This window comes from Novosphingobium sp. ST904, assembly GCF_001298105.1.
Taxonomy (GTDB): Bacteria; Pseudomonadota; Alphaproteobacteria; order Sphingomonadales; family Sphingomonadaceae; genus Novosphingobium.
In genome coordinates this window covers 56,366-70,111 of sequence record NZ_LGJH01000134.1, presented here as the reverse complement: position 1 = coordinate 70,111, position 13,746 = coordinate 56,366, and the positions used below count along the sequence as shown (strand labels likewise).

The window sequence follows — 13,746 nt, the reverse complement described above, 5'->3', positions numbered from 1 at the left end:
ACAAGGCGGAGGGGCCATTCGAGCCAGTGGCGGGCGCGCGCGAGGACTTGAACGCCGGACCGAGAGCTTGCCGTCCCTGTCCGTGCCGACCCTGATCTGGGTTGCGAAGCCGATCATCGCGGCCCAGTTGTCCACCGGGGTGCGGGTCGTCGCATAAGTGCCTGCAACAAGTGCCGCGTGCTGTCGGGAGGTCGGGAGGTCCCTGGGCGCCGGCGCGGGCGGTGCCGGGAAGTAGCGATCGGCGAATTGCCTGACCACGGCATTGCGGACAACGCCGGCCGCCGCGTCCTTGCCCATGGCGTTCAGGGAAACGAAGATGCCGACACGCTCTGTGGGAAACAGCACAAGGTTCGAATGGAACCATTGCAGGTCGCCGGCATGGGCGATGGCGTTGCGGCCGTTGATCTTCTGTTCGTAGAAGCCGAGCATCATGCGGTTGATGCCGGGCAGGGGTTCGTTGGCGGGCGAATGCATCAGTTTCGCCGTTGCGGGCCGGAGCAGGGGGCCGCCCTGATCGAGGTGTGCGATCATGAACTTCGCCATCTCGCCGCCGCTGATGGAGGCGGCGCCGGGCGGTGTCATCGATACGGTCTCGAACCGCTTGGGATCGCCCGATGCCAGGTCGTAGCCTGTCGCGATGAAGGGCTTGAGCGCGGCAGGCAGCGGTTCGCGGAACGTGGCGTACTTCATGCCGAGGCGCCGGAAGATGTTCTGCTCGATATAGTCTTCGAACGGCATTCCCGACACGCGCTGCACGATGTACCCGGCCAGCGCCGCGCCGTAGTTCGAGTAGGCAGGCGTCGATCCGGGAGCATAGACCCGGTGCGGCGTCCAGCGCTTGATGACGGTTTCGAGCGGCAGGATCGCATCGTCCGCGAGGATCTGGCCGCGCCCTGCCTCTTCGAAGCCCGAAGTGTGGGTCATCAGGTTGCGCAGGGTGATCGGCTTCCCTTCAAAGGGCGGAATCCTGAAGTCGAGATAGCGGTTGATGTCCGCGTCGAGATCCAGCCGTCCGGCTTCGACCTGCTGCATCACGGCGGTCCAGGTGTAGAGCTTTGACACCGAGCCGGGCCTGAACAGGGTTCTTGCCGGATCCACCGGCCTGCGCGAGGCGATGTCGGCAAAACCGAAGCCACGCTGGGTCAGCACGGCGCCGTCTTTCACGACGACGACGACCGCGCCTGCCAGATCTCCCCGTGCGAGTGCGTAGGGCATGAAACCGTCGAGCCAGGCGTCAGCGTCCGCTCGCGTGAGGACGTGCCCGCCATCGATGCGCGAGCCGCCGACGGGCGCCGCTTCGACCGGCGGCGCGACCCGCGCGGTTTCGGCCATGGTCACGCCGCCTGCAAGCGCGAGTGCGCCGGCGGCCAGATACTTCATCATTCGCACGATCTTGCGCCCCTTGGTTGTCGCTTCGTTGGCTCGCGCCCCGTTTCAGAAGTTCAGTCGCACTCCGCCGGAGAAATAGCGGCCGATCACGTCATAGTTGGGATTGCTGTATTGCGTTCTCGGCGGAGCGCGGTCGAACAGGTTGTTTATGTTGCCGAAAAGCGTGAAGGTTCCGACCTTGAAGCACAATCCGAGATCGACGTAGGCGCGGCTGGCGATCCGGTTGCCCAGAGGCAGTTCGCCGTTCGGGCCGGTGACATTGGTATATCGACCGCCGCTGACATAGCGCAGGCGAAGGTCGGCGCCGAAACGGTCGTCGTCATAGCCTGCCGATGTGGTCACGCGCCACTTCGGTGTCGAGAACGCGGTATCGCCTCCGACGATGCCGGCGCGATCGGTCACGGAGACGCCGTCGTCGATCAGCAGTTCCATGACATGGGTCGCGAGCGCGCGCAGGGTCACGCGGCCATCGCCCAGCGGCACCTGATAGGCGGCCTCCATGTCGAGGCCCTTGGTCCTGTATTGCGCGAGATTGCGGAAGCTGCGCTGCACCGATGCCAGGCTGCCGTTGGCGTTGCGGGTGATCAGCCCGCCGCACAGGGCATCGTCAGGATGTTGCGCGGCGCAGAGATTGAGCACGTCCTGCGTCTGGAGGGTCACGATCACATCGTCGATCTTGATGTGATAATAGTCCAGCGAAAGCCGCAGTCCCGGTGCGAAGCGGGGGGAATAGGAACCGCCCAGGGTCAGCGTGTGCGCGACTTCGGGCTGAAGGCTGGGATCGCCGCCCGTATAGCTGACGACGTTCTGCGCCACCGCGTTGCCGTTGTAGGGATCGAGCGCGGAACTGATGTTGGTTGCCCGGTTCAGGTAGTACTCGCTGATGCTGGGCGAGCGGATATCGCGCGAATAGACCGCGCGCAGCAGCAGGTCGTTCATCAGCCGCAGCGTGCCGCCGGTCTTCCAGCTCCAGATTCCGCCGCTGGTGCTGTAGTCGGAATAGCGTGCCGCGCCGTTGACTTCGAGCCGGGCGGTTTCGGCCAGGTCGAGCAGCGGCACGTTGATCTCGCCGAAGAACTCCCGCACATCGAACCTGCCGTTCGTCGCGGCATAGTTCAGTGTCGAGAATGCGCCAGCCAGAGACAGGGCATCGGTTGAATTCGTGACGAATTTCTCCCAGCGGAAATCCGCCCCCAGCGCGATGTCCACCGGGCCTGCCCAGGTCGAGAACGGCTGTCCGCCCAGGCTGACGCCCGCCGTATCCAGTTTCGTCGTGGTGATCTGCGAAGCGGCACCGAAGGCATAGGCGACGCCGGCCTCGGTGATCTTGCCGTTGCCGAGGATATCGATCGGCACGCAGGCTGCATCGTCGTTGGCGGTCGCAGCATCGGCATTGACCCGGCAGGTCGCGGTGCCGTTCACCAGAACCGCATCGATGGCCTTGGCGAAGTTCGCGGTAATGCGCTGGTTGGAAAGCGTCTGCGTGCTGCGCAGTTCGCCGTGGTCGTAATAGGCCCGGTAGCTCCAGCCGTTGCCGAACTTTCCATCGAGACCTATCGCGCCTTCCAGGTTGCGGCGGGTATAGCCGAAAGTCAGCATGCGGTCCTTGCCGACGTCATCAAGGATGCGGCCGAGCACGAAGGGCGTGGATACGCCCGCGGCGGAGAGTTGCGCCCTGGCGGTGTCGGTGAGGAAGGCGTTGTCCGGCATCACCACCGAAACCGAGGTTTCCGGGAAGAAGGCGTAGTTCGCCGCCATCCGGTTGTAGCTGCCGTTGATCCAGACCGTCAGGTCGTCTGTCAGATCGTAGCTGGCGCGGGCGAAAAGGTTCGTTCGCTTGTAGGGCGCGCTGACGGCCATGTAGTCGTAGAGGCTCTGCCCGCCGCCGCCTGTCGTCTGCTGGCCGTAAGTCTCGCTGCCGAGCGGAAGTGGTCCGATCGAACCGTCAGGATTGAACACCAGGTTGTAGGGCGCCGCGGTGAGGCCCAGGATCGAACCGCCGCGGTTGAGCACAGTCAGGTTGATGTCGTTTGCAAGCACGAGCTGACCATCGGCGCGCTGGAACAGCCCGGCGTTGAGGTTGGGCCGCGAGGCGCGGTCGAACGCGCCCTTGCTCTCGAGATATTCACCGCCGACCATGACGTGCCCGCGCCCGCCCGCGAATTTCGTCCCCCAGGCAATGTCGCCGCCATAGCGGTAACCGTCCCCGCGCGAGGATATGCCCTGGTTCATGCCCATCTTCACGCCGGTCAGGTCGTCGTCGAGGATGAGGTTGACGACCCCGGCGACAGCTCCCGAACCCCATGCGGCCGAAGCGCCTCCGGTAACGACATCGACGCGCTTGACGAGGTTCTGCGGCACGCTGTTGAGGTCCGCGCTGCCGGTGAAGCGGTGGCCGTCCAGCAGTGTGAGCGTGCGGACCGGCCCCAGCCCGCGCAAGTCGGCGGGAGAGGCGGCGGACGTGGCGTTGGCGGTGGTCGTTTCCGGGGTCTGGGTCGGGCGGAATTGCGGAATGTCGTTGAGTGCCTGCGCCAGGCTGGGCCGGTCGCCCTGCCGCAGTTCCTCGGCGCCGAGCACGGTCGTGGGTGTGGGAGCATCGAAGCCCTGGCGCTGGATGCGCGAACCCGTGACGATGATATCCGACTGGCCGTCCTGTCGCGCTTCTTCCGCCCACGACGGCGATGCACCTGCCAGTCCCGCCAACGCGGTGCCGGCAAGCCAGATCAATTTTCCGGACCTCATGCTCAAACCCCCTTTTTGGACGTGTCGAAGGGTGCATCCGGCGAGCCGGTATGCGCGTGTCCGCCATTGTTTGATGTGCGCGACCGAACCCTTCGATTCACTGCATGGATATGAACACCTCATAAAGGACATTGCAATCCTAAATGAGACATAAATGTCATTTCAGAGAAATTGATGGCTCCAGAAGGGCGGCGTCATCGCACGCCGCCCCAGACGGCCTCGTCGCATCGGATCGTGCCGTCTTCGTAAATGGCGCCGGGCTGGCGGTCCTGCTTCAGGAACAGGGGGCCATCGAGATCGACCAGGTCGCAGAGTTGCCCCAGCAGGAAACCCGGTGCGGTTCCGAGGCTGGTACAGACCATGCAGCCGACCATGACGCCAAGCCCCGCCTCGCGCGCGGCGGCGGCCATCAGCAGGCCCTCTGTCAGGCCTCCGCACTTGTCCAGCTTGATGTTGATCACGTCGAACCTGCCTTTCAGCCCCGGCACATCCGCCAGGGTCAGCGCGCTTTCGTCCGCCGCGATCGGGATCGGCGAACGATACCCGTCGAGGTCACCTCTCGCCGCGGCGAGAGGCTGTTCGATCAGGGAGACCCGCGCCTCCACCATTGCCGCAACCAGCGCGTCCATGTCCCCGATGGAAAATCCCTGGTTTGCATCGACACCGAGCCAGACGTCAGGCCGTACCTCCCGGATCGCCCTGATCCGGGCGATATCGAGCGGCAGCTCCCCGGTGAGCTTGACCTTGATGGCGCGCGCATGGGTATAGGCCTTTGCGCGCACGGCCATTTCCGCCGGTTCGTCGGCGCCTATGGTGAAGGTCGTCTGCAACGGAGCGGGCCTGGCAAGCCCCGCCAACTGCCATGCAGGCATGCCCGATCGCTGTGCTTCCAGATCCCACAACGCAGCATCCACGGCATTGCGTGCGCCGCCTGCCGGCAGGATCGAGCGCAGCGCTTCGCGTCCGGGATGCGCCTCGATGGCGGCGCGCGCCTGTTCGAGTGCGGCCAGCATTTGCGGAATCTCGTCCCCCATATAGTAGACGCCGGTGGCCTCGCCCCGGCCTTGATGTCGGCCGTCGTCGAGAGTGATGACGATTACGTCGGCGCTGTCGATCTCGCGGCCGGAGATGCGGAAGGGTTCGGCGAGGCGGAGCGTTTCAACCGAAACGCCGAGCTTGAGGGGATGCATCAGGTAGTCTCCATGATTTCGAAAACCACGCGGTTCCGCCGGGCCATGCAGGCGCGGCAAGCCGTTCGCGCCCGGATAGTCCGGGCACGGCGCAGGGAGTGGCGGGGCTGGATCGGGGCGAACTTGCCCGCGCGGAACGCGGGCGGCGTCAGGTCATCGCGCGGACACGGCCAATCCGGAGGCGGGCAACGCCGCCACGATCGGAGCCAGGTACTTGTCGTAATCGAAGGACTGCCCTTCCGGCGTCCAGCCCAGCCGGACGATCACGGTATCGCGTGAGGGGATCACCATGATCATCTGGCTGTTGTGGCCCATCGCCATGAAGGCATCGCCGGGAAGGTTCCTGAAATAGGTGCTTTTCGGGCCGTTTTTGTCGCTGCGGTTGAGCCAGAACTGCCCGGCGTAGAATTGGCGCGCGCCATCCGAAGGCGTTCTGGCGAACCGGACCCAGTCGCGGGATAGCAGCCGCTTGCCGTTCGCCTTTCCGTCGTTCAGGTAAAGCAGGCCGAACCGGGCCCAATCGCGCGCGGTAGCATAGCCATAGGAACTGCCGACCATCACGCCGCTTTCGTCCGGTTCGATCAGGAAGCTGGTCATTCCGGCCCGATCGAACAGACGCTCGCGGGCGAAGCGCGTCATGCCTTCCAGCGTGCCGCCGGTGGCGCGGAAGACGATTTCGGAGAGGATGTTGCTGGTGCCGGAGGAATAGCTCCAGTTCGATCCCGGAGCATGTTCGGCGGGGCGGGCGAGGGCGACGGATGCCATGTTTCCGGCCTGGAACAACATGCGAATGGAATCGCTGCCGGGCCGATAGGGCTCCTCGAAGGCCAGGCCGCTGGTCATGTTGAGCAACTGGCGCAAGGTGATGGCGGCGCGGGGATCGCCGGGCTTCTGCCATTCCGCGATGGGGGCCGGCGTGTCGAGGCGGAGCTTGCCTTCGTCGACCAGTATGCCGACCAGCGTGCCCATGACGCTTTTCGTGGCCGACCATCCGAGGAAGCGGGTGTTGCGGTCGAACCCCGGTGCATAGCGCTCGGCGAGGATGCGGCCGTGCTGGATCACGACGACGGCCCGGGTGTCGGGATAGCCGCCGGTGTTCACGCCGTCGAACGCGGCGGCAACGGCGCTTTCCAGCGCACCGCCGGCCATCTTTGCGGGCGCGGCCTTGGGCTGCGGCCATGGTCCTTCAGTGCCGGTCCATGCCGGACCCAGCCTGGCCGTCTGGGCATCGAGCGCGGCGGGCGAAAGGTCCCCGGTCAGCAAGGTGCAGCCTGCCGCCGGGCGATAGAAGGCCGTGCGCGGCGCGCCGCCGCTGGTGCTTGCCGTTACCGTTCTTGCCTCGCGGTCGACCGCCAGCGAGATGCCCTGCGTGAAGGGTGCGAGCGCGCGAACATCGTCGCGCAGGACATCGGCTTCGGCGCGGCCGGACACAAAAATCCCTGCGCAGCGACTTGTGCCGAGACTGCAGTGCCGAGGTCTGCCGGTCCCGTAATCGGCGGCGCAGCCGCGAAAGCCGGCGTGGCCAGCAGCAGGGCAAGGCCGGTAAGCGCGGAATGGTGTGGGAAGCGGATCATCAAGTAACACCCCCTTGAAGCGGGCGCGCGGCTTGGCTTGCGTCATCCCCTTCCAGTTGTACCGAGCCTCGCTTCGCGCTTCCTGCGCACGGAACGAGACTCGACATGGTGGGGCGGATAGTATTCTCTAATTAGAGAAATTCAACTCATTTGGAAATTATGTGCTCGGGATTCTCAGGATCGGCAAGCTCCAGCTTCCAGGCCTCCCCCTGCACGGGTTCGCCGAATTCATGATGCACATCGGTGGAGATGCAGGTGAATCCAAGCCGGGCGTATATGCGCCGAGCGGATTCCAGGCTGGTCTGGGTCCAGAGGTTGATCCGCGAATAGCCCTTCTCCCGCGCGAACCCGATGCATCCGCGCACCAGCGCATCGCCGATGCCGCGTCGCCGCGCGAACGGTTCGACATGGAGCAGGCGCAACCGCGCAATGCCGCTGCCTTCATCGGTCAGGAAGACGGCTCCGGCCATGACTCCGTCAATATCAGCGACCCAGCATTGCTCGCGCCCCGGCTTGAAATTGCGCAGGAAAGCCGCGGCGGTGTCAACGACCAGGCTTTCGAACTGATGCTTCCAGCCGTGGCTCTGCGCATAGAGAACCGACTGCCGCGCCGCGATCTGGCTCACTTCCCCGGTGCGGAACGGCCGTATCGTGAACGTGTCCGCTGCCTTGTCGTCCAGCAGCAGCCGGGCATGGGAGAGCGCCACGGCGAGATCGCCCTGTTCCATCGTGCTCAGCCGCTCCAGATCCTCCCCGATCGCCGAGCGCTGCTTTTCGTCGATCAGGTCGAACGCGGCGCGGCCGGAAGCGGTCAGGCTTATCGGGCGAGCGCGCGCATCGGCTTCCGTGCGGTGTCGCGCGATCCAGCGCCGTTCCTCGAACCGGCCGAGCATCCTGCTCAGATACCCGCGATCGAGGCGGAGCGCGTCCTGAAGCTGGTTTGCCAGAACGGGTTCGCGGCGGGCAATCTCGAACAGCAGGCGGGCTTCGGGAAGGTTCGTCTCCGTGCCCAGGAAGCGCTCGTCGATGGCGCCGACGTGGCGGGTGAAAAAGCGATTGAAGGTGCGAACGGTTTCGATTGTCTTGTCCATGAACGCAGGTATCGCCATAATGTTGACTGAGTCAACTATATCCGGTCGCGATGTTCATCGGGCCAGGAAGAACTCCACCGGGACAACGAGTTCGATGGTTGCACCTTTCCTTTCCTCGGGAGGTTTGGGCAGTGGCTGGGCGCGTTTCGGGAGCGACACGGCTTCCTCGTCGAGCGATCTCATGCCCGATGATCGTTCGAGCGCGGATGACAGCACCTTGCCGTTCCGGTCGATCGCGAAGCGAATATAGGGAACGCCCTGCTGGCGGCGGAACTGTGCTTCTCGCGGATAGCGTTTGACCTTGTTCAACGCTGCCAGAATCAGGCCTTCCCAGGTGGCTTTATCGTTGCTCGCCTGCTGGGCCGGCGGCGCGGGGCGCACTTCTGGGGCGGTGGTCCTTTCGACAGGGGGCGCGGGATCCGAAACATCGGCAGGCTTCTCGGCAGGCAGCGGGCGAGGCGCCGGGATCTGGATTTCGGGCGGCGGCAGATCGGGAACCGCGTCGATCGCGGGCTTTTCCTTCGCCTCGACCTGTTCGGGGCCGGGCGGCACTTCGCGCGGCTGTTCCGGCGGCGAGGCCGGGGGAGCCACGTTGAATGCGCTCAGGCTGACCGGCGGTACGGGCCGGGTGCGTGCGTGCCACTGGGCGAAGAACAGGCCGAGCAGGACGACGTAGACCATGATGGTCATCAGCAGGCCCTTGGTCCGGCTGCCACCCTGCCAGCTTTCATGTGGATTTCGGATCGTTGGCATCACAGTCCCCGGGAAAGGCAGAAAGCGGCAAGGGCCAGCGGGACCGACGAAACATCGACGGGCACGAGGAGGCGCGGGCGATAGGAGAGTATGATGGCAATCAGCAGGGCCGCGAGCGTGGTCGTGCCGAACCAGAAGGCGATGCCGATCGATATCCCCGTGCCTATCGTCAAGGGCACGGGTGACAAGGAGAGCAGCGCCCAACCAAGCCCTTTCAGGCTGCGTTCGCGCCGTGGGGCAGGCGTCGTGCCGAGCACGTCCCGGTGGTGGCGCGGCAGGGACATTGCCAGTACCGCGAAGGCCGCAAGGCAGAGAAGCAGGCTTGCAACGGGCATCATCGCAGCACCGGCCCGGTCATGATCCACAACAGTGCGCCGATGGGGGCTGCAGCGCCTGCCAGCCATGCCCAGGCCCGCGCGGCACTTCTGGCGTGGAAAACCGCACAGACCATCGCCGCATAGACGAGAAAGGCGGGAATGGTAGCGGCCAGCACAGCTTCCGCTGGGCCGATCCCGGCCCGTAGCAGCATCTGGGCGGCCAGCATCACCATGATCGCCGTCAGGGTGTATGCGCCGGGGACGGCTGCCGCTACGCGGCTTGCGACGGACAGGCGGTGCCGGGTCGAGGCTCTCGATGCGACTTCTTTTACTCGCTCGCTCATTTTCGTGCAGCCCATTCACGCTGCCTCCGGTCGGGCGGCCTTGCCTTCGACGGCGGGTCGAGCGACGCGGGCTACCGGCAGGCGGTGGCTTACGCCGCGCGCCGCCGCTGCCAGCACGATGCCGATGGCCAGCATGGTCAGGTCGACGCCGGCCAGCGCCCAGTCACCGGAGGGCAGTGTGACGCCGAGATGACGCTCGGTGGTGAGGGCGTTCAGCACCGGAAGCAGGAGGTATGCGGCCGCGCAGGTCCACAGGCCTTCGGCCCACGCCTTGCCGGATTTGCGGACAGAGGCCCAGAACAGCATCGCGCCGATCGCGAGGAACAGGCTGTGGAACTCCCATGCCACGCGTTCGGGCATGGCCGCAGGCAGCAGGCGATTGGCCCAGAAATAGGCGGCGATGCCAAGCGGCAGGCCAAGGATCGCCGCGATGTTGAGGCATTCGACGAGGCGAAATCCGAAATCCGTCCGTCCGGCCCTGATCTGTTTCTGCCGCCGCTTGACCGTCCAGAGCACCAGTCCGGTGCCGACCATGCCGCAGCCGAGCAGCCCGGACAGGAAGTAGAGCCAGCGCATGACAGGTCCGGCAAACAGGCCTTCGTGCAGGGCGATCATGCTGTCCTGAACCTGCCATGTCCTCCGTGCGCGCTCCGGTGGCCCGCGAAGCAGCGCGCCGGTGATGCCGTCGAACGTCAGACGGTCGTCGCGGCCGGTGGTGAGGCCGCTTGCGGCACGCGTGATCTCCACGCGCGCATTGCGGTCTCCCGGGTGGGTGACGGTCATGTTTTCGATCCGGTCCCGGCCCCATCGCGCCTCCGCCTTCATGACCAGATCGGACAGATCGGCGAGCGGCGCGGGAATCCCGCTGGCGGGGATGGACGGTCCGCGCCGTTCGCCGCCAGCGCCCGGCTGAAACTGCCCATTGGCGCGCGGGTTGAGCGGATTGGTGTAGCCGTCGTTCTCCCACTGCCGGTCGGAACCATAGGCAAGGTTCATGGCCGCCGGCATGTAGGCGTACATGAAGAACATGAGGCCCGTATACGTGATCATCAGGAAGAACGGCAGCGCGGTAACGCTGATGACATTGTGGATGTCCAGCCAGCTGCGCTGACCCTTCCCTGGGCGGAAGGTAAAGAAATCCTTGAAGATCTTCTTGTGGGTAATGACCCCGCTCAGCACTGCGAGCAACATCATCATCGTGCAGGCCCCCACGATCAGGATGGCGCTGGCGTGGGACACGTAATGAAGCTGGTAGTGGAGGCGATAGAGCCCGACGCCGCCGCCGGTCTCGCGGCCCATGGCGCCGGACAACACCGGCACCGCGCTTCCCGCCTGGGGGTCGAACACCAGGCGCTGGTTCCTGCCGCCTCTTTCGCCGTGTTCCCCGCGCGTGCTTCGCTGCGGGCGCGTCTTGTGCCGTTCGCCGCCGGCCTTGGGCCAGGACAGGGTCCACGCCGTTTCCCCGCGTCCGCCCGGCAGGCCGATCGACCAGCGCTGCGCGCCGGGTGCCTTGCTTTCGAGAAATGCCTGGGCTCTCGCTACGCCCTGGGCATGTGGCACGTAGGCGGAAACCGTGGCCAGCGGTCGCTCCGGCTGCATCCACCGGGTGATCTCATCGTCGAAGTAGCCGGTCGTGCCGGTCATGAACACGAAGAACAGCACCCAGCCGACCAGCAGGCCGGTCCAGGTATGCAGCCAGGCCATCGACTGGCGAAAGCCTTCCTTCATCGTCCCGCCTCCGGGGTGCATGACCGGCGTTCCGGCATCAGTAGGTGAACCGGGCGTTGAACAGGACCGAGCGGGGTTCGCCATAGCGGTTGTCGGAGGCCAGCGTGCCGATGCGCTGGTAATAGCGCTTGTCGAACACGTTGTTGGCATTGACGGCGAGCTTCACGTGCTCGTTGACGTCGAACGCGACCCGCGCACTGACGAGGGCATAGGCCTTCTGCTCGATCGTGTAGATGCCGGACAGGCGGTAGATGCGGCTCTGCGCGTTGACGCCGCCGCCCACGGTCAGCCGGTCCAGCTTGCCCGGCAGGGTATAGGTCGACCAGACCCGAAGCAGGTGTTTCGGGGTGGTGGTGTTGAACGCGAGCCCCTCGTTCGCGCTTGGCGCGCCGGTTCCAGTGCGATCGCGCAGGTATTTCGTGTCGGTATAGGTGTAGCCTGCGATGACCTGGAGGCCGGGAACGACTTCGCCTGAAATCTCGGTTTCGAAGCCCTGTCCGCGCACTTTGCCATCGGCGACATAACAGGCATCCCCCGTCGGCGAACCGGCGCAGGGTGCCGGGTTGTCCGGGTCCTGCTGCGAGCGGTTGCTCTCGACGATGCGGAATAGCGCGAAAGAGGTGTTCAGCGTGCCGCCGTAGAACTCGCCCTTGACGCCGAACTCGTAATTCGCGCCCACAGCGGGCTCCAGCGTCGTGCCATCCGCGGTGTAGAGGGTGTTCTGGACCCGGAAGATATCGGCGTAACTGGCATAGACCGACCAGTTGCGGCTTACGTCGAGAATGATCCCGCCATAAGGGGTGAAGACGTTGCTCTCCTTGGTCAGCGCATGGGCCGAGGTCAGGTTGGCGCGCGTATCGGTCTTGTAGGTGCTCAGTCGCCCGCCGAGGATGATCTTCAGCGGATCGGCGATGTTCAGCCGGGCCACGCCGTAGATGCCAGTCTCTTCGGTCTTGCTGTACCGACCGGTGGGCGTGGGTTCGGGGAAGTCCGGTTCCGGCGTCGCCCAGGGATCGGCATCGAAGATGGATTGCACCACCGGGACTACGGTTCCCACCGCCGTCTTCGGCTTCTTGACAGTCTCGCTGGCATAGGACGCGCCCAGCATGACCTCGTGCGATCGGCCGAACAGCCGGACATCGCCGCTGACCTGACCGTCGAAGCCCAGGCGGTCGCGCGGGTTGTAGATCTTGGAGATGCTGCTGGTCAGGCGCGGACCGATTCCGGTGACCGGATCGATTGCGGCATTGATGTTCGGCGAGACGTAGACCTGCATCCAGTGCTGCTTGTTCGCCGAAACCCTGGCTTTCCACGCGCCGCCGAGTTGCTGTTCGACGCTGCCGAAGATGTTGCTCGCCTCGACATCGAAGAAGTTCCATCCGGGAGCGAGCCCGCGTGAGGAGCGCGGCAGATGGGGGTCGGTACCGTCGGAATAGAGCGGCAGGCCGCTGTTGAAGAAGCTGTCGGTCCGGTTCTCCTCATAGCTTGCGCCCAGGGTCACAAGCGTGGTCGAGGTCGCATCGACCTCGGCGATGCCGTAGAACAGCGGCCGCTTGGCGTGTTGCAGGTCCACGAAGAACTTGCGGTCCTCGTAAGCCGCGACCCCGCGCACGCGAAGCCAGTCGGTTACCGGGACACTGATGTCCGCTTCGGCGCGAAACTGGTTCCAGCTGCCGGCGTGAAGGACGAGCCCGTATCGCTGTTCTTCCAGCGGACGCTTGCGCACGAGGTTGACGACGCCGCCGGGGTTGCCCGTGCCCGTGACCAGTCCCGCCGCGCCTCGCACGATTTCGATCCGGTCGAACATCGCGGAATTGGGCGTGTATCCGCCCGTCGTTCCGCCCGCGCCGGGGATACCGTCGATCTGGGTTGCGCCGACCGAGAAACCGCGCGCGTTGAAGGTGTTCGAACCGAGGTTGGCCGTCGTGGCGGACATCCCGGTTGCCGCCTCGACCGCGTCGTCGATCGTCATGAAGTTGCGGTCTTCGATCTGCTGGCGGGTGATGACCGTGACCGATTGCGGCGTTTCCCGAAGCGTCAGCGGCAGTTTGGAGGACGTGACGGCTCCGCGGGCCGTATAGGAGCGCGACCCTTCCGACGAGAGCATGTCCGATGCGGAACTGGCGGCAAGTCCGGTTGCGGCGTCTCCGGCGCCCTCGACACGGACCGGACCGAGTTGCACCGCGCCGTCGCCCGATTTCGGCGCGGGTTCGATCTGGACCCGGTTGCCGTTGAGGAAGCGGAACGTCAGGCCGGTTCCCGACAGCAGCCGGGAGAGCGCCTCTGCCGGCGCGAAATTGCCGCGAACGGCCGTGCTCTGCTTTCCGGAGACCTTTTCCAGGTCGTAGAAAATCTGGAGCCCGGCCTTGTCGGTAAGCGTGAGCAGCGCTCTGTTCAGGTCCTGCGCCGGAATGTCGAACGCGACCTGTCCCTGCCGCGCAGCGACCGGGGCCTGCGCACCCGCTGCCACGGGAAGCGCGAAGCCCCCGGCAAGCAGCGCCAGAACGCTTGCCGTTGCAAGACTCGCGGCCCGGTACCCGTCGTTTGCGGTCCCCATGTAACCAACCCCCATTCGATCATTCCCTTGCCAGATTGAATTGCGCGAATGACATGCATTA

At 65.2% G+C, this 13,746-nt stretch carries 10 protein-coding genes; all 10 read right to left on the bottom strand.

What is annotated here, in order from left to right; genetic code table 11:
- On the bottom strand, window positions 1-1,383 hold a 1,383-nt coding region (locus ADT71_RS09435; protein ID WP_156336539.1), incomplete at its 3' end, for a serine hydrolase.
- A gap of 51 nt (window positions 1,384-1,434) precedes the next feature.
- Window positions 1,435-4,131, bottom strand: a complete 2,697-nt coding sequence (locus ADT71_RS09430; RefSeq protein WP_082370254.1) for a TonB-dependent siderophore receptor — start codon at window positions 4,129-4,131, stop codon at window positions 1,435-1,437.
- A gap of 194 nt (window positions 4,132-4,325) precedes the next feature.
- Window positions 4,326-5,321 (bottom strand): dipeptide epimerase, encoded by a 996-nt coding sequence (locus ADT71_RS09425; protein ID WP_054436388.1) that lies wholly within the window; start codon window positions 5,319-5,321, stop codon window positions 4,326-4,328.
- Between the two features lie 153 nt (window positions 5,322-5,474).
- Window positions 5,475-6,752, bottom strand: coding sequence for a serine hydrolase (locus ADT71_RS09420; RefSeq protein WP_054436387.1), 1,278 nt, complete (start codon window positions 6,750-6,752; stop codon window positions 5,475-5,477).
- Between the two features lie 289 nt (window positions 6,753-7,041).
- On the bottom strand, window positions 7,042-7,986 hold the full coding sequence (locus ADT71_RS09415; protein ID WP_197282977.1) for a bifunctional helix-turn-helix transcriptional regulator/GNAT family N-acetyltransferase: 945 nt from the start codon (window positions 7,984-7,986) through the stop codon (window positions 7,042-7,044).
- A gap of 54 nt (window positions 7,987-8,040) precedes the next feature.
- The gene (locus ADT71_RS09410) at window positions 8,041-8,739 is read right to left on the bottom strand and encodes an energy transducer TonB (protein WP_054436385.1); all 699 of its coding nucleotides are present in this window, start codon (window positions 8,737-8,739) and stop codon (window positions 8,041-8,043) included.
- Complete coding sequence (locus ADT71_RS09405; RefSeq protein WP_197282976.1) at window positions 8,739-9,077, bottom strand: DUF3325 domain-containing protein; 339 nt, start codon at window positions 9,075-9,077, stop codon at window positions 8,739-8,741. Before ADT71_RS09405 ends, ADT71_RS09410 begins: the two co-directional genes overlap by 1 nt.
- Window positions 9,074-9,400, bottom strand: coding sequence for a hypothetical protein (locus ADT71_RS31275; protein ID WP_156336537.1), 327 nt, complete (start codon window positions 9,398-9,400; stop codon window positions 9,074-9,076). Before ADT71_RS31275 ends, ADT71_RS09405 begins: the two co-directional genes overlap by 4 nt.
- 15 nt (window positions 9,401-9,415) lie before the next feature.
- Entirely contained in the window at window positions 9,416-11,128 is a 1,713-nt protein-coding gene (locus ADT71_RS09395; protein WP_054436382.1) for a PepSY domain-containing protein, read from the bottom strand.
- A gap of 37 nt (window positions 11,129-11,165) precedes the next feature.
- Window positions 11,166-13,685: a TonB-dependent receptor gene (locus ADT71_RS09390; protein ID WP_165913245.1), complete on the bottom strand. Its 2,520-nt coding sequence runs from the start codon at window positions 13,683-13,685 to the stop codon at window positions 11,166-11,168.
- Between the last annotated feature and the right edge of the window lie 61 nt (window positions 13,686-13,746).